Source organism: Massilia sp. Se16.2.3 (assembly GCF_014171595.1).
Taxonomy (GTDB): domain Bacteria; phylum Pseudomonadota; class Gammaproteobacteria; order Burkholderiales; family Burkholderiaceae_D; genus Telluria.
In genome coordinates, this window is record NZ_CP050451.1 from 4,653,150 (window position 1) to 4,668,683 (window position 15,534).

The 15,534-nt window shown below is 64.0% G+C and carries 15 protein-coding genes and 4 pseudogenes; 4 read left to right on the forward strand and 15 right to left on the reverse strand.

Annotation, left to right across the window (positions count from 1 at the left end):
• Positions 1-93: 93 nt before the first annotated feature.
• From rplI to rpsF, 4 genes are read right to left on the reverse strand one after another with little or no spacing between them, the layout of a single operon-like run.
• The gene (gene rplI / locus G4G31_RS21285) at positions 94-546 is read right to left on the reverse strand and encodes a 50S ribosomal protein L9 (RefSeq protein WP_182989285.1); all 453 of its coding nucleotides are present in this window, start codon (positions 544-546) and stop codon (positions 94-96) included.
• Positions 547-583: 37 nt separating this feature from the next.
• On the reverse strand, positions 584-874 hold the full coding sequence (rpsR, locus tag G4G31_RS21290) for a 30S ribosomal protein S18 (RefSeq protein ID WP_091874943.1): 291 nt from the start codon (positions 872-874) through the stop codon (positions 584-586).
• 41 nt (positions 875-915) lie between these two features.
• A complete protein-coding gene (gene priB, locus G4G31_RS21295) occupies positions 916-1,209 on the reverse strand; it encodes a primosomal replication protein N (protein WP_182989286.1) in 294 nt (97 codons plus the stop codon).
• Between the two features lie 46 nt (positions 1,210-1,255).
• Complete coding sequence (rpsF, locus tag G4G31_RS21300) at positions 1,256-1,648, reverse strand: 30S ribosomal protein S6 (protein WP_182989287.1); 393 nt, start codon at positions 1,646-1,648, stop codon at positions 1,256-1,258.
• Between the two features lie 231 nt (positions 1,649-1,879).
• On the opposite strand from rpsF, the pseudogene lexA reads away from it, so the two are divergent.
• A pseudogene (gene lexA / locus G4G31_RS21305) lies at positions 1,880-2,516 on the forward strand (transcriptional repressor LexA).
• A gap of 239 nt (positions 2,517-2,755) precedes the next feature.
• On the opposite strand, the gene G4G31_RS21310 reads toward lexA, so the two are convergent.
• The 5 genes and pseudogenes from G4G31_RS21310 to G4G31_RS27065 all read right to left on the reverse strand — a co-directional run bounded on the left by G4G31_RS21310 (position 2,756) and on the right by G4G31_RS27065 (position 7,038).
• A complete protein-coding gene (locus G4G31_RS21310) occupies positions 2,756-3,481 on the reverse strand; it encodes a tetratricopeptide repeat protein (RefSeq protein WP_182989288.1) in 726 nt (241 codons plus the stop codon).
• Between the two features lie 52 nt (positions 3,482-3,533).
• Positions 3,534-4,774: pseudogene (locus G4G31_RS21315) on the reverse strand (cystathionine gamma-synthase family protein).
• Between the two features lie 8 nt (positions 4,775-4,782).
• Positions 4,783-6,306: an amidophosphoribosyltransferase gene (gene purF / locus G4G31_RS21320; protein WP_182989289.1), complete on the reverse strand. Its 1,524-nt coding sequence runs from the start codon at positions 6,304-6,306 to the stop codon at positions 4,783-4,785.
• A 65-nt stretch (positions 6,307-6,371) separates the two neighbouring features.
• Positions 6,372-6,860 carry a CvpA family protein gene (locus G4G31_RS21325; RefSeq protein WP_182989290.1) on the reverse strand — a complete coding sequence of 163 codons (489 nt, stop codon included), beginning with the start codon at positions 6,858-6,860 and terminating at the stop codon, positions 6,372-6,374.
• A 16-nt stretch (positions 6,861-6,876) separates the two neighbouring features.
• Entirely contained in the window at positions 6,877-7,038 is a 162-nt protein-coding gene (locus G4G31_RS27065) for an SPOR domain-containing protein (RefSeq protein WP_308622181.1), read from the reverse strand.
• Between the two features lie 65 nt (positions 7,039-7,103).
• Between G4G31_RS27065 and G4G31_RS27070 the strand changes: the two genes are divergently transcribed.
• Positions 7,104-7,883 carry a hypothetical protein gene (locus G4G31_RS27070; RefSeq protein WP_229425171.1) on the forward strand — a complete coding sequence of 260 codons (780 nt, stop codon included), beginning with the start codon at positions 7,104-7,106 and terminating at the stop codon, positions 7,881-7,883.
• Here the strand turns inward: G4G31_RS27070 and folC are convergent.
• Both folC and accD read right to left on the reverse strand, forming a co-directional pair.
• A pseudogene (folC, locus tag G4G31_RS21335) lies at positions 7,877-9,176 on the reverse strand (bifunctional tetrahydrofolate synthase/dihydrofolate synthase). The gene G4G31_RS27070 and the pseudogene folC overlap by 7 nt on opposite strands.
• Before the next feature lie 100 nt (positions 9,177-9,276).
• Entirely contained in the window at positions 9,277-10,149 is an 873-nt protein-coding gene (accD, locus tag G4G31_RS21340; protein WP_182989291.1) for an acetyl-CoA carboxylase, carboxyltransferase subunit beta, read from the reverse strand.
• Positions 10,150-10,495: 346 nt separating this feature from the next.
• Between accD and G4G31_RS21345 the strand changes: the two genes are divergently transcribed.
• On the forward strand, positions 10,496-11,443 hold the full coding sequence (locus G4G31_RS21345) for a hypothetical protein (protein WP_182989292.1): 948 nt from the start codon (positions 10,496-10,498) through the stop codon (positions 11,441-11,443).
• Between the two features lie 25 nt (positions 11,444-11,468).
• The gene (locus tag G4G31_RS21350; protein ID WP_182989293.1) at positions 11,469-11,756 is read left to right on the forward strand and encodes a hypothetical protein; all 288 of its coding nucleotides are present in this window, start codon (positions 11,469-11,471) and stop codon (positions 11,754-11,756) included.
• Between the two features lie 163 nt (positions 11,757-11,919).
• Here the strand turns inward: G4G31_RS21350 and trpA are convergent.
• The 4 genes and pseudogenes from trpA to truA form a co-directional block, all read right to left on the reverse strand.
• Positions 11,920-12,719, reverse strand: a pseudogene (gene trpA, locus G4G31_RS21355) (tryptophan synthase subunit alpha).
• Between the two features lie 67 nt (positions 12,720-12,786).
• Complete coding sequence (gene trpB / locus G4G31_RS21360; protein ID WP_182989295.1) at positions 12,787-14,052, reverse strand: tryptophan synthase subunit beta; 1,266 nt, start codon at positions 14,050-14,052, stop codon at positions 12,787-12,789.
• A complete protein-coding gene (locus G4G31_RS21365; RefSeq protein ID WP_182989296.1) occupies positions 14,012-14,731 on the reverse strand; it encodes a phosphoribosylanthranilate isomerase in 720 nt (239 codons plus the stop codon). The genes trpB and G4G31_RS21365 overlap by 41 nt, the downstream gene beginning before the upstream one ends.
• A gap of 2 nt (positions 14,732-14,733) precedes the next feature.
• Positions 14,734-15,534 carry a tRNA pseudouridine(38-40) synthase TruA gene (gene truA, locus G4G31_RS21370; protein ID WP_182989297.1) on the reverse strand — a complete coding sequence of 267 codons (801 nt, stop codon included), beginning with the start codon at positions 15,532-15,534 and terminating at the stop codon, positions 14,734-14,736.

The window sequence follows — 15,534 nt, forward strand, 5'->3', positions numbered from 1 at the left end:
TCCGGCTGAAATAATTGGCGAGTTTCCGGGCATAAAAAAAGCCGGGCGAACCCGGCTTTTTCCATATTACAACAGATGCAACTTGTTTGTTACTTAGGCAGCTTCACCCACGACAGCGATCGTGATTTCCACGACGACGTCGGTGTGCAGTGCGACGGCAACAGGGTGCTCGCCGGTGGTCTTCAGCGGGCCGGTCGGCAGGCGCACTTGTGCCTTTTCGACTGCGAAACCTTGCTTGGTCAGCGCTTCGGCGATGTCGAAGTTGGTGACCGAACCGAACAGACGACCGTCAACGCCGGCTTTCTGGGCGATGGTGATGGTCATGCCGCTCAGCTTGTCGCCTTGGGCTTGCGAAGCGCCCAGCTTTTCAGCAGCGGCTTTTTCCAGCTCGGCGCGCTTGACTTCGAACTCGGCCACAGCGGCCTGGGTTGCGCGGCGGGCCATCTTTTGCGGGATCAGGAAGTTACGTGCGTAACCGTCCTTGACCTTGACGACGTCGCCCAGGTTGCCGACGTTAACAACTTTTTCCAAAAGGATAACTTGCATATTTTTCTCCAGGAGTTTCTGATCTGTACGACGGGGATTAACCGTGGTGCAGGTCGGTGTACGGCAGCAGCGCGAGGTAACGTGCGCGCTTGATCGCGGTGTCGACCTGGCGCTGGTAGTGCGCCTTGGTACCGGTCAGGCGTGCCGGCATGATCTTGCCGTTTTCCTGGACGAAGTCCTTCAGGGTGTCGACGTCTTTGTAGTCAACCTGTTCCACGTTTGCAGCGGTGAAGCGGCAGAACTTCTTGCGCTTGAACAGCGGGTTCTGCTGTTTGCGCTTGAGTTTTTCTTTAGCTTTGTTTTTGTCGAACTTTTTACCGAATGCCATTTTGAGGCTCCTGTATATCTAAATGGTGGGCCGCTGTGAAATTAAGCGGCGGCACTGAAATCAATGATGTGAAACACCAGGGCTTTGCTGTTGCGATTCTTCCTGGCCAAAAATCCCGTGAACTGGTGGGCGGAGCCCAGCTCGGCGCCGGCGAAGCGTCCGGAGATTTCGCCCGCGGCAAACGCGGCAATCTCGAACTCGACCAGCCGCTCTTTCCCCGCTTCGACCTGCTGCGAACTGTGCATCAGGATGGCCGAAACAATCGGCACGCCGGCCGGGGTAAAGCGCAGTACGTCGCGTTCAGCGATGGTAGCGACGACTTGTAACTGGTTCACTTCTTTGGGCGCTCTTGCGAGCGTTCACGATTCCTGGCGAAAGAAATTAGGCAGCAGCTGGGGCCGGGGCTGCAGCAGCCGGGGCTTCTGCGCGGTGGCTCTTGGCTGCGTCTTCGCGCTGGACCGACTTCATCATTGGCGATGGAGCGGTTTCAGCTTTCTTCATCTTCACGGTCAGGTGACGCAGCACGGCATCATTGAACTTGAATGCGGTTTCCAGCTCGACCAGGGTCTCGTTGTCGCACTCGATGTTCATGCAGATGTAGTGTGCCTTCGGCAGCTTCTGGATCTGGTAAGCCATCTGGCGACGGCCCCAGTCTTCCACGCGATGGATGTTACCGCCGCGTGCGCTGACGCTGGCCTTGTAACGCTCGATCATCGCCGGGACTTGCTCGCTTTGGTCCGGGTGGACGATAAAAACGATTTCATAATGACGCATGCAACACTCCTTGAGGACGTTTAAACAAATGCCCACCTCGGCGTCAAGACGAGTGTGGGAAGGGAAAGCCGGCAATTATAACGTGAATACGCTGCCCGCGCAATCGCCGGGCAGCGTCGCCTCCCCGCGACATCCTGCCGGGCAGAAATAAGAAAAAAGCGTAGGTTTCCCTTGCATTTGGCCGAGTACTGTACAAAAATACAGGTTGAATCGATAACCCGTGGTACATCCATGCTCAAGCTCACTGCAAGGCAAGAACAGATCCTTAACCTGATCAAGGAAGCGATCGACAACACCGGCTTCCCGCCGACCCGCGCCGAAATCGCGAAGGAATTGGGCTTCAAGTCGGCCAACGCGGCCGAGGAACACCTGCAGGCGCTGGCCCGCAAAGGGGCGATCGAGATCGTCTCCGGCACCTCGCGCGGCATCCGCCTGATCGGCGCTTCGCTGCCGGCCGCGCTGCCGCCCATCCCGCCTGCCCTCCTGATGCCGCTGCCGCTGGTCGGACCGTGTCGCCGCCGGCTCGCCCATCCTGGCCCAGGAACACGTCGAAGCCACCTACAACGTCGACCCGGCCATGTTCGGCGCCCGTCCCGATTTCCTGCTGAAGGTGCGCGGCTGGTCGATGCGCGACGCCGGCATCATGGACGGCGACTTCCTTGCGGTCAAGAAGGTCGACAGCGCCAAGAACGGCCAGATCGTCGTGGCCCGCCTGGGCGACGACGTCACCGTCAAGCGCTACCGCAAGACGGGCGAGCTGATCGAATTGCTGCCGGAGAATCCGGACTTCAAGGTCATTCGTGTCGAACCGGACGACGAGTTCGCGCTCGAAGGGCTGGCTGTGGGCTTGATGCGCAGCTGGCATTGAGCCGCAAAACGTAAAAAAGGCCGCAGATGCGGCCTTTTTCGTAGGGTGGGCTCTTGAGCCCACGCGGTGGGGCCTCTGCGAAGCCACCAACTCTACTGCCCAGCTGCTTCTGCACAGTGGGCCGCGAACATGTGGTCAAACGGCCAACATCGTAGACCGCAAACGCTTTACCGCGTGGGCACAAGTGCCCACCCTACAACAAACAAAGGCCGCGGATGCGGCCTTTTTCATGCATCGTGCTACCGCCCCGCCCCATCCTTCGGCGCCTTGTTCACGATCGCGTTGTGTTCGGCAATATACGCCTCGGTCGCGGTGCGCCAGACGGCGATATCGGCCAGCACCATCTTCGAGCCCACCTTCGCCTCTTCCGACATGTTCTCCTGCAAGGCGGCCAGACGCGTTTTGGCACGCGCCATCTCGGCCGCGTTCATCAGCTTGGCCACATCCGCCGGAATCTTGTCGGCAAGCGGCGAATGCGCGTTCAGGTTCTGGACGAAAGCGTTGTAGCAGTCCTGCCACTTGTTGATCGCATTCGTGACGCGCTCGATCTCTTCCGTCTGCTTCGAGATCGGCGGAATGCGGGGCGCCGGACAGGCGAACTTGCCGCTCCTGAGGTCGGCGCCATCGTAATCCTTCAGCCAGTAGTCGATGTCGGCGCGGCGCGTCACCCGCTGCTCCATGATCGCGAGCGACTCGACAGCGACCTTGTTGCCCTTGGCCGCGGCCTTGCGGAACCAGGCTTGCGCCTTGGCCTCATCCACCGCGCCGGCCTCGCCATACCAGTACATCTGGCCCAGGTTCTGCTGCGCCTCGACATTGCCCGCATTCGCCAGCTTGGTGTACAGCTTGAGCGCTTCCGGATATTTCTTTTGCTCGAACAGGGATTTGGCGTCTTCCAGTTCGCCGCCGTGGGCGGCGCCCGCCAGCATCAGTCCCAGGCCCAGTGTGATCAACAGTCTCTTCATGCTTGTTCGTTGTTTTGTCGATAAAAAAGCGCGGACGGCGCCGCGCTTGTGACTAAGCTTCCAGTGCCGCCCTGAAGTCGGCCAGCAAGTCCTCGGTTTCCTCGATGCCCACCGACACCCGGATCAGCGACTCGGCGATGCCCATGCTGGCGCGGCGCTCGGCGCCCATCTCGAAGAAGATCGTGTGCGCAACCGGGATGACCAGGGTACGGTTGTCGCCAAGATTACTCGCAGGAATTGCCAGCTGCAAGCGGTTCAGGTAATCGAAGGGATCGATGTCGTCCTTCAGCTCGAAGCTCAGCAGCGAACCGCCGGCCCGGAACAGTTCGCTCACGATGCCGTGCTGCGGGTGCGAAGCCAGGCCGGGATAGTGAACCGCAGCGACCCGGTCGTCGCTTTCCAGCATCCGCGCCAGCGCCAGCGCATTCGCGCAGGTGCGCTCCATGCGTAGCGCCGGGTCTCGGCGCCGACCGCGATATGGTGGGCCGCTTCCGGCCCCAGCGCCGCGCCGAAGTCGCGCAGGGCTTTCGCACGCAGCTGCGCCATGCCCTGGGCGGCGGGTGCCTGCTTGCGGAAGTTGGCGGCGATGTTCGGGTAGGCGCTCCAGTCGAACAAGCCGGTGTCGGTCAGTGCACCACCCAGCGCGATGCCATGACCGCCGATCGATTTGGTGAGCGAATTGACCACCAGGCCGGCACCCACCGCCTTCGGACGGAACAAATACGGCGTGGTCATGGTGTTGTCGACCACGTACAGGATGCCGCGCGCGCGGCACAGCTCGCCGATGCGCGCGAGATCGGCCACCTGGGTACGCGGATTGGCAATCGTCTCGACGAAGACCATGCGCGTGTTCGGCGTCAAGGCCGCTTCGACGTTCGCGGCATCCGTGGCATCGACGAAGTCGACACCGACACCCTGCCCCGCCACCGTCTGCCACAGGCTGTTGGTGTTCCCGAACAGGAAGGAGGACGACACGATGTGGTCGCCTTCGCGCAGCAGCGCCTGGAACAGGGCGCCGATCGCCGCCATGCCGGTGCCGAAGCACAGGCTGGCGACCCCGCCTTCCATCCTGCTGATCTTGTCTTCCAGCGCCGCCACCGTCGGGTTGCCCTGGCGGCCGTAACGAAAGCCCGGCTCCTTGCCCTGGAACACCGAGGCCAGCTGGCGCGCGTCGCCGTAACCGAAGGCGACGGAGGTGTGGATCGGCTTGTGCAGCGAGCCCTGCTCGATCGCCTTGCGGCGGTCGTTGTGCAGGATGGTCGTCGTGAAGCCGTATGCTTTCTTCTCGCTCATGGCCGGACTTACTCCGCCGCGACGGGCGGGTTCAGGTTGAGCTGGGTACGCACCACGTCCTCCGAGGACTTGCCCGAACTCTTGTGGCGCGTCGTTTCCAGCTTGTCGAGATAGGCCGGGGTGACGTCGCCCGTCACGTAGACGCCGTCGAAGCACGAAGCCTCGAAGTTGGTCAGCGCCGGATTGACGTCGGAAATCGAGCGCTTCAGGGCGTCGATATCCTGGTAGACCAGGCGGTCGGCCGTGATTTCGCGGCAGACTTCGTCGACGGTGCGGCCGTAGGCGATCAGCTCGTCACGGGTGGGCATGTCGATGCCGTAGACGTTCGGGAACAGCACCGGCGGCGCGGCCGAGGCGAAGAACACCTTGCGGGCACCGGCGTCGCGCGCCATCTGCACGATCTCGCGGCTGGTCGTGCCGCGCACGATGGAATCGTCGACCAGCAACACGTTCTTGTCCTTGAACTCGGAACCGATGGCGTTGAGTTTCTGGCGCACCGATTTCTTGCGCATGCCTTGCCCAGGCATGATGAAGGTGCGGCCGATGTAGCGGTTCTTGATGAAGCCTTCGCGGTATTCGATACCGAGTTTCAGCGCCAGCTGGATCGCCGCCGGACGCGAGGAATCGGGAATCGGCATGACGACGTCGATTTCCTCGACCGGAATTTCCTTGCGGATCTTGTCGGCCAGGTATTCACCCATCTTCAGGCGCGTGGCATACACCGAGGCGCCATCGATGACCGAATCGGGACGGGCCAGGTAGACGTATTCGAAGGCGCAGGGATTGAGCGACGGATTCTCGGCGCACTGGCGCTCGTGGAAGCTACCGTCCTCGCCGATCCAGACCGCCTCGCCCGGCGCGATGTCGCGCACGAAGCGGAAACCAATGCCTTCCAGGGCCACCGATTCGCTGGCCACCATGTATTCGACGCCGTTCTCGCCCTCGTTCATGCCGAGGCACAGCGGACGGATGCCGTAGGGGTCGCGGAAGGCCAGCATGCCGTGGCCGGCGATCTGGGCGACCACCGCGTAGGCACCGCGCACGCGGCGGTGCACGATGCCGACCGCCTTGAACACGGCTTCGGCGTCGAGCGAATAGCCATTCGCCGCTTCCTGGATCTCGTGCGCCAGCACGTTGAGCAGCACTTCCGAGTCGGAATTGGTGTTGATGTGGCGGCGGTCGTTGCGGAACAGGGCTTCCTTCAGCTCGGCCTGGTTCGTCAGGTTGCCGTTGTGCGCCAGTGTGATGCCGAAAGGCGCATTGACGTAGAAGGGCTGCGCCTCTTCCTCGCTCGAGGAACCGGCGGTCGGATAGCGGCAGTGGCCGATACCGGTATTGCCTTGCAGCGAGCGCATGTTACGGGTGCGGAACACGTCGCGCACCAGGCCATTGGCCTTGTACATCGAAAACATGCTGCTGTGATTGGTTGCGATACCTGCCGCGTCCTGGCCGCGGTGCTGCAGCAGCAGCAACGCGTCATACAGCAACTGGTTAACGGGAGTTTGCGAGACGACGCCGACGATGCCACACATGGTGTGCTCCTAAGAACAGATGACTGTTACGGACAATTTCAAAACGAGGGATTCAAACCGGGAATTCAAAATTTCACGTGCTGCGCCAGGGCAGCAGGGAGAAAGGGCTTGACGGTGCGGGCGCCGGCTTCGGCCAGCGGGGACAGCAGCGCGTCTTGCCAGAATGCTTGACGGGGGATGGCGGTCATTCCACACAAGATGACGACGGCGAGCACGATGACAAGCCCACGCGCCAGGCCGAACAGGCCGCCGAGGCCGCGGTCGGCCAGCGAGAGGCCGGAAGCCTCGATCAGGGCGCCGAGCGCCAGTGCCAGCAGCGCCATCAGGATGCGTACGCCAAGGAAGAGCACGACATAGGCGACGATCAGCCTGGTCGCCTCACCCGGTATCATATCCGGTAACAGCGGCCCGAGGCGCGCGCCATACGCATTGGCAACCACGAAGGCCACGATCCAGCCCAGCAGCGACAGGATTTCCTTGACCAGGCCGCGCATGGTGCTGATCACGACCGACGCCACCAACACGAAGAGCACCAGGTAATCGAAGATCGTCACGCCTGGACCACGTGCATCACATTGGCACCAGGAAGCCGCCGAAGCCCTGGGCGACGAGTTTCGCACGGGCCTTCTCGGCTTCCTCGCGGCTGGCGAACGGGCCGACCTGCACCTTGATCAGCTCGCCCGACTTGCGGGTGCTGGCGCTGACGCCGGCCGCGCGCAGGCGCGATTGCAGGTCCGCGACCTTGTCCGGCTGGCGAGCGCGGCAACCTGGACCACAAAGCGTCGGCCCGCGTCCGGGTGGACTGCGTCGGCGCCCTTGTCGGCCTTGGCGACCGTTTCAGCCTTTTCGTGTTTTTCCGGCTTGGGCGCGCTCTTGCCTTCGAGCAGGGCCAGCGCACGGGCGGCGTCGTCGTCGCGCGCGCGCGGCGCCGGTTTGTCTTCGGTTTTCCGGGAGCGGGCTTGTCGGCCTTGCGTTCGGCCGGCTTTGGCTCGGGTTTCGTTTCCGGCTTGCGTTCCGGCGCCTTCGGCTCCGGGCGCGCCATCTTGATCTCGGGTTCGGTGCGCAATCCATCCGGCGACTTCTCCGGCGCGATCTCGATGCGCGGCGCGGGCGTTGCCGGGCGCGTGGGCGGGGTCGCTGCCGAATTCGTGGCGGCAGGCGTCACGATTTCCTCGTCCTGGTCGACGCTGTCGCCGATCGGCACGGGATTGGACGGCACCGGCAGCGGCGGCGCCTTTTTCCTTCGACGGGATCTGGATCGACATGTCGGCCACCAGCGGGCGCGGCTCGGAGTCGAGCAGCATCGGCAAGCCTACCGCGGCGCCCAGTGCCAGTGCGATCGCGCCGACCAGGCGCCGGCGTGCCCGCTTCTTTTCCGGCAACATCGGGTCGCCGCCGCTGCGGCTGCGGCTCGAGCCGCCCCGCCCGGCTTCATTGGCATGCGAGGCGCGCTTGGCACGCGCCTGCTTCGAGAAGTCGTCGTCGTCGCGGGAGAAACGGCCACTGTCCTGGGCGGTGCTTTCTTGCTTGTTTTTACTGAAGATCGAGAACAAGCCCATGCGTCTGTATGTCAGTGAAGAGAGTTTTTTCGGGCCGCCATCACGCCGGCGACGGTATAGAACGAGCCAAAGACCACAATTCTATCATTCTCCTCGGCACGGCTCATCGCATTTGCGAATGCCGCTGCCGGATCGGGGAAGCTGGTGACGGAAAAATCGCTCTCTTTCGCCCCTGCCGGACGCAGGGCCCCCAGTTGCTGGACCAACGCATCGCCAGGAGCGGCCCGCGGCGAGTCCAGGTCGGCCACGCACCAGTGGTCGATGTACTGGGCCATCGGTGCCACTACGCCGGCGATGTCCTTGTCGGCCATGATGCCGAACACGGCATAGGTGTAGCGATGAAAGCCCATGTTGCCCAGGTTCTGGGCAAGCGTGGCCGCCGCATGCGGATTGTGCGCCACGTCGAGGACGACGGTCGGGCGGCCTGGCAGCACCTGGAAGCGCCCCGGCAACTCCACCGGGGCCAGGCCCGTGCGCACTTCCTGTGCACCGGCCGGCAACTGCATGCGCAGGGGCTTCCAGCGCGGCCAGCGCGGCCGAGGCGTTGAGCAGCTGGTTGGCGCCGCGCAGGGCCGGATAGGCCAGCGAATTGCGGCGCTGGGTGCGTCCGCCATAGCTCCACTGCTGCTGGTCGCCCTGGTAGTTGAAGTCGCGTCCGATCAGCCAGAGGTCGGCGCCGATGTCGGCCGCATGTTTGACGAGCGTGCTGGGCGCCAGCGGATCGCTGCAGATCGCCGTCTTGCCCGGCCGGAAGATACCCGCCTTCTCGAAGCCGATTTCCTCGCGCGTGTCGCCCAGGTAGTCGGCGTGGTCGATGTCGATGCTGGTGACGATAGCCACATCGGCATCGACCACGTTGACCGCGTCCAGGCGCCCGCCCAGGCCCACCTCGAGGATGGCGACGTCGACGCCGGCTTTCGAGATCAGGTGCATGATCGCCAGCGTGGTGAATTCGAAATAGGTCAGCGCTATGTCGCCGCGCTGCGCCTCGACGACATTGAAGGCCTCGACCAGCATGGCGTCGCTCGCCATTTCGCCATTGATGCGGGCGCGCTCGTTGAAGTCGAGGAAATGCGGCTTGATGTAGAGGCCGACGCGGTAGCCGGCATGCAGCAGGATCGATTCGAGCATCGCGCAGGTCGAGCCCTTGCCGTTGGTACCGGCAACCATGATGACGGGGCAACTAAATTGCAGATCCATGCGCTCCTTGACGGCGCGCACACGGTCCAGGCCCATGTCGATATGGGTTTCGGCATGGCGCGACTCGATCAGCGCGAGCCAGTCGGGCAAGGTGGTGGGAAGGCTGGACATGGGATGACTTTGGTGAGGGACAAAAGGGAACGGCCCGCAGTGCGGGCCGTCGGCCGAAGGGGCTTCATGGAGCGCAGCCTGAGACGGGGCTGCGCGCGAATTACGCTACGGCTTCAGCGGCCTGGTTCTGCAGCAGCGCCAGCAGGCGGGCGATTTCTTCGCGCATCTTGCGGCGGTCGACGATCATGTCGACGGCGCCCTTTTGCACCAGGAACTCGGCGCGCTGGAAGCCTTCCGGCAGTTTTTCGCGCACGGTGTTCTCGATCACGCGCGGGCCGGCAAAGCCGATCAGGGCCTTCGGCTCGGCGATCACGACGTCGCCCATGAAGGCGAAGGAGGCGGAGACGCCGCCCATGGTCGGGTCGGTCAGCACACTGATGAACGGCAGTTTCTTCTCCGACAGCTTGGTCAGCATGGCCGTGGTCTTTGCCATCTGCATCAGCGACAGCAGGCCTTCCTGCATGCGCGCGCCGCCGGTGGCGGTGATGCAGATGAAGGGCACCTTCTGCTCGAGCGCAATCTGGGCGCCGCGGGCGAAACGCTCGCCGACGACCGAGCCCATCGAGCCGCCCATGAATTCGAATTCGAAACAGGCCACCACGACCGGCATGCTCATGATCGAGCCGCCCTGGACGATGAGGGCATCGGTTTCGCCGGTGGCTTCCATGGCTTGCTTGAGCCGGTCCGGATACTTCTTGCTGTCCTTGAACTTGAGCGTGTCGACCGGCAGGGTTTCCTGGCCGATCTCGTAGCGGCCGCCTTCGTCGAGCAGGCCGTCGAGGCGCTCGCGGGCACGGATGCGCATGTGGTGGTCGCACTTCGGGCACACATGCAGGTTCGACTCGAGGTCGGCGCGGTAGAGCACCGCTTCGCACGACGGGCACTTGACCCACAGGCCTTCGGGCATGGTCTTGCGGTTGGCGGCATCGGAGCGCTGGATTCTAGGGGGCAGCAGTTTTTCCAACCAACTCATGTTCTCTCCTTTGCGGCATGTCTTAAGTTGCGCGTAGTGTATCTGCTAGCGCCCGGCTTGTCACCGCTTGCCAGTCTGGCAATCAATGGGGCCGATGTCCGCGGCCGTGCACGCCAGGCCGTCGGGACGGCCCCCAACAGGTTATACACCCATCGCCGAAGAGGGTGAGCACGAATCCGAACGTGGTGCAGAGCAAGCGCCAGCGGGAAGGATCGGCATCCTACCCCGTCCGGCATTTTTCTCGCACGGCGGTCAGCGAACGGAATTCTCGGGCGGCGACCATGTCCAAACAGGAGAGCCCCGCTCCGCCCCCGATCGGTGCGGCCGGCCATACAAGGCGAGTGACATGTCACCATCGAAGCAGGCGCTGCTCGGGTGCATGTGCGTGCTCCTGCTGTCGGGGTGCCGCACCGTGCGCGAAGGCGGCGCGCCCGAACCTTCCTTCGACCTGGAAGCCGACCTGCGCATGCTCGACCAGGAGTTTCGCTCGACGGCCAGCATCAAGGACTACTACAGCATCGGCGACCCGGCCCAGAAAGTGACCGCACGCAACCGCTTCGTCATGGGCCGCATTGCCCAGATCGACCTGCGCTATATCGCCTTCATCCGCGGCCTGACTGCCGACAGGCAGAAGCTCGATGCGGCAACCGACCTCGCTTCGCTGTCGATCAACCTGGCCGGCACGCTCGTCGGCGGCGTACGCTCGGGGAAAAACCTCGCTGCGGCCGCCGCGGCGATCGGCGGCGCGAAACAGACGATCGTCAAGGACTTCTATTACGACAAGAGCCTTGATGCGCTGGTGGGCACGATGAATGCCCAGCGCAAGGCGGTGCTCGTCGGCATCCTGCAAGGCCTGAAGACGCCCAGCGTGGAACAGTATCCCTTCGAACTGGCGCTGACGCAGCTGCACGACTACTACATGGCAGGGACGATCAACGGGGCCCTGCGCTTCATTAACAGCGCCTCGGCCGAGCAGGAAAAGAGCAGCGACGCGGCCATCGAGCGCCTTGCCGTGTTGCCGGCCTCGAGTCAGAAGATCTACGAATCGGTCACGCGTCTCGGCGGAGCAGTCAGGGCTGCGGGAGCAAAGGACGCGGCCGCGCTCGACGGGGCCCTGCTGTCTTTCGGCATTCCCTCCAGGGAACTGGAGGGCCTGGACCTGGAGGCGAAGAAGCTGCGCCTGCTGGGCAGGCTCGACGCGATCATTTCCGACCCGAAGACCGCAACCGGGGCCAAGGAAGCCGCGCTCGGCCAGCTCATCGACAAATTCACGGAAAGCGGCCTGTTGAAATAGAGGCGAAGGTGCTGGGAGGCATGACATGGACTTCGATATAGAGTGCAACCATGACCTGCGCGGTTTCGCGCTGATCGTCGGCGGCAAGGAGCAGGTCGGCTTCAGGTTCGTCGACTGCAAGGTGCTGACCTTACCGGGCGGCGGACACATCAACCGGGTGCACTTCGAAGGGCCGACGCTGGATCCACCTTCCTTGCCGCTCGTGTTCGGACCGAGGCCGCCGCATTTCAGCGGGAACAAGCCGGACTGGACGGGGGAAATCTGCGTTTCCGGGCAAGCGCTCGCCGCCGTCGCCTACCGACAAAAGTTCTAAACGATTGATGGCTTTCCAGACGCGCTACAGTCCGCGCCGTTGGACATGGACGTGAAAAACCGGCCCGGGAACAGGTCCGGGGCCGGCTTGGACACGGTTTGGCACATACCGGCCACGACCGACCCGGCCTTGCCGGAGGTCAGCGGGGCACGAGTGCCGGCACCTACTGGCCGTCGAGCGCCGCGCGGATGCCTGCGCAGAAAGCGCGCACCGCCTCCGGCCCCTGCTCCTTCGGCGTATTTTCCAGCTCCGGATGATGCGGCTGCCGATGACGACGGCGTCGACCACCGAGGCCACCGCCTTCGCCGTCTGGGCATCGCGGATGCCGAAGCCGACGCCGATCGGCAGGCTGACGTGTTCGCGAATCGCCGCCACGCGCTGGGCAACGTCCTGCGTATCGATGGTGCCGGCGCCGGTGACGCCTTTCAGCGACACATAGTAGGAGAAGCCGCTGCCGTAGCGCGCCACCTGCTTCACGCGCTCGACCGTCGAGGTTGGCGCCAGCAGGAAGATCATGTCGAGGCCGTTGTCGCGCATGGCGTCGGCAAAGGCTTCGCACTCTTCCGGCGGATAGTCGACGACGATGGCGCCGTCGGCACCGGCTTCTTTCGCGCAGCGGATGAATGCGTCGGGGCCGATGCGTTCGATGGGATTGGCGTAGCCCATCAGGACGACCGGGGTATCGGCATTCGTCTGGCGAAATTCGCGGACGTAGTTGAACACGTCGGGCAGGCCGATGCCGAATTTCAATGCGCGCTCGCAGGCACGCTGGATGACCGGGCCTTCGGCCATCGGGTCGGAAAACGGCACGCCGAGTTCCAGCACGTCGGCGCCGCCCGCGACGAGCGCGTGCATCAGCGGGACGGTCATGTCGGGACCGGGGTCGCCGGCGGTGATGAAGGTGACGAGGCCGGTTTTGTTGTGCGCGCGCAGGGCGGCGAAGGTTTGTTCGATGCGGGACATGGTGAGTTCTCTATTCTTGGATGACGGTGGGTACGCAGGGAATCGTTGGATCCGCCTGCGCTACGACTCAGCTGAAGTCCAGCCCCATCCTCTGCGCCACCGTGTGCATGTCCTTGTCCCCGCGCCCTGACAAATTGACCAGAATGTTCTGGTCCGCCGGCAGCGTCGCCGCCAGCTTCACCGCGTAGGCAATCGCGTGCGAGGATTCCAGCGCCGGAATGATGCCCTCGATGCGGCAGCAGTCGTGGAACGCGGCCAGCGCCTCCTCGTCCGTGATCGACACGTACTCGGCGCGCTGCGAGTCCTTCAGCCAGGCGTGCTCGGGACCCACGCCCGGATAGTCCAGGCCTGCCGACACCGAATGGGTCTCGATGATCTGGCCGTTCGCGTCCTGCAGCAGGTAAGTGCGGTTGCCGTGCAACACCCCCGGGAAGCCGGCCGTCAGCGAAGCGGCATGCTTGCCCGAATCGATGCCCTCGCCCGCCGCCTCGACGCCGACCAGCTTCACGCCCGCCTCGTCGATATAGGGATAGAAAATGCCCATCGCGTTCGAGCCGCCGCCGATGCAGGCCACCACATAATCGGGCTGGCGACCGGTCATGGCCGGCATCTGCACCCGGCATTCCTCGCCGATCACCGACTGGAAGTCGCGCACCATCATCGGATACGGGTGCGGTCCGGCGACGGTGCCGATGATGTAGAAGGTGTTTTCGATGTTGGTGACCCAGTCGCGCATCGCTTCGTTGAGCGCGTCCTTCAGGGTCTTGCTGCCGGATTCGACCGGTACCACGGTCGCGCCCAGCAGTTTCATGCGGTAGACGTTCTGGGCCTGGCGCTTGACGTCCTCGCTGCCCATGTAGACCACGCATTCCATGCCGAAGCGGGCGCAGATGGTGGCGGTGGCCACGCCGTGCTGGCCGGCGCCGGTCTCGGCGATGATGCGAGGTTTACCCATGCGCCGCGCCAGCAGGGCCTGGCCGATCACGTTGTTGATCTTGTGGGCGCCGGTATGGTTCAGGTCTTCACGCTTGAAGTAGATCTGCGCGCCGCCGGCCAGCTCCGACCAGCGCTTGGCGTGGTAGACCGGCGACGGGCGGCCGACGAAGTGCGCCAGCTCGTAGCGGAATTCTTCCAGGAATTCCGGATCGGCCGCATAGCGCGCGTAGGCCTCGTTCAGTTCGGCCAGCGCATGCGAAAGCGTCTCGGCGACAAAGCTGCCGCCGTAGGGTCCGAAGTGGCCGCGCGTGTCCGGCAGCTGGTAGTCAGGAGTCTGGAACAGGGGTGCGGCGGCGTCAGGCGCCTGGCCGCGGATGGGAGAACGGTCGTGTGTCATGTGGGTGCTCGCTGTCGATGGTGGCATCGCCCGCCCGCACCGCCGCCACGAAAGCGGCGATCTTGCGGGCGTCCTTGATCCCCTTGCCGGCTTCGACACCACTGCTGATGTCGACGGCATAGGGGCGTACCGAGGTCACCGCCTCAGTCGCGTTTTGCACGCTCAAGCCACCACTCAAAACGACCCGAGGCGCGAGCTCTTTTGGAATGACAGACCAATCGAAGACCTTTCCTGCACCGCCGTAGGACGCCACATGGGTGTCGAGCAGGAGGCTCGAGAACCAGGGGCTGGCGGCGCGGTATGCGAGTTCGCATTCTAGCAGTTCAAGCGGCGTCGTGTCCGGCTCGACGCGGAAGGCCCGCACGAACGGGCGCTTCACGGCCGCGGCAATCGTCGCGCATTCCGCTATCGTTTCGTCGCCATGGAACTGCAGCAGCGCCACCGGTGCGGCGTCGACCACCGCCCTCACCTCTTCCAGCGTGGCGTTGACGAACAGCGCGACCGCACTGACGTAAGGGGGCAGGTGCGCACCGAGCACGGCGAACGCGGCGGGGTCAAGGTAGCGCGGGCTCTGCGGATAAAAGACGAAGCCGAGCGCGTCGGCGCCGCAGGCCACGGCGGCGCGCAGGTCTTCTTCTCGGGTGATGCCGCAGATCTTGATGCGGGTGCGTTGGAGCATTGTTATAACCAGGGCAGTGGCGAGACCGCCTCCTGCGGCAGTCCCCACTTCGGATCGTAATCGATTTTCGCGAAGTACAGGCCGTCCGGCATGAAGGTGGGCGCGGCGGCGTCGCGGTCGCGCGCCGTCAGCACCTCGGCCATCCAGTCGGGCTCGTTGCGCCCCGTGCCCACGTAGACGAGCGCGCCGACGATGTTGCGCACCATGTGATGCAGGAAAGCGCTGGCACGCACTGTAAACACGATGATGTCGCCGCGGCGCTCGATGCTGATCTCCTGCATGTCCTTGATGGGCGTGTTGGCCTGGCAGCCGGACGCGCGGAAGGACGTAAAGTCGTGCAGGCCGATCAGGTGGCGGGCGGCCGCCCGCATGCGCTCCACATCGAGCGGGCGGAACACCCAGCCGGCGCGGCCGGCCAGCAGCGCCGACGGGTTCGGATTGTTGTACAGGACGTAGTGGTAGGTGCGGGCGCGGGCTGAGAAGCGCGCATGGAACTCCTGGCCGTCGGCGTCGGGCGGCACCGCGGCCGCCCAGCGCACCGAGACCGAATCGGGCAGGAAGGTATTCGTGCCGCGTACCCAGCTCTGCATCGAGCGATCGAGTTCGGTGTCGAAATGGACGACCTGCTCGACCGCATGCACGCCCGCATCGGTGCGGCCGGCGCAGGTGGTGGCAAGCCTGGTGCAGGCAAACTTCTCGAGGGCGATCTCGAGGGCGTCCTGCACGGTGTCACGGCTGGGCTGCTTCTGGTATCCGTTCCAGCCGGTGCCGACGTACTGGAGTCCTAAGGCAATACGGGTCAC

What these genes read in the sequence shown, in the direction of transcription:
- trpB (WP_182989295.1), bottom strand. Translation starts at nt 14,052, where the DNA reads ATGACACACGACCGTTCTCCCATCCGCGGCCAGGCGCCTGACGCCGCC.
- G4G31_RS21365 (WP_182989296.1), bottom strand. Translation starts at nt 14,731, where the DNA reads ATGCTCCAACGCACCCGCATCAAGATCTGCGGCATCACCCGAGAAGAA.
- G4G31_RS21345 (WP_182989292.1), top strand. Translation starts at nt 10,496, where the DNA reads ATGTCACCATCGAAGCAGGCGCTGCTCGGGTGCATGTGCGTGCTCCTG.
- rplI (WP_182989285.1), bottom strand. Translation starts at nt 546, where the DNA reads ATGCAAGTTATCCTTTTGGAAAAAGTTGTTAACGTCGGCAACCTGGGC.
- rpsF (WP_182989287.1), bottom strand. Translation starts at nt 1,648, where the DNA reads ATGCGTCATTATGAAATCGTTTTTATCGTCCACCCGGACCAAAGCGAG.
- purF (WP_182989289.1), bottom strand. Translation starts at nt 6,306, where the DNA reads ATGTGTGGCATCGTCGGCGTCGTCTCGCAAACTCCCGTTAACCAGTTG.
- rpsR (WP_091874943.1), bottom strand. Translation starts at nt 874, where the DNA reads ATGGCATTCGGTAAAAAGTTCGACAAAAACAAAGCTAAAGAAAAACTC.
- G4G31_RS21310 (WP_182989288.1), bottom strand. Translation starts at nt 3,481, where the DNA reads ATGAAGAGACTGTTGATCACACTGGGCCTGGGACTGATGCTGGCGGGC.
- accD (WP_182989291.1), bottom strand. Translation starts at nt 10,149, where the DNA reads ATGAGTTGGTTGGAAAAACTGCTGCCCCCTAGAATCCAGCGCTCCGAT.
- G4G31_RS21350 (WP_182989293.1), top strand. Translation starts at nt 11,469, where the DNA reads ATGGACTTCGATATAGAGTGCAACCATGACCTGCGCGGTTTCGCGCTG.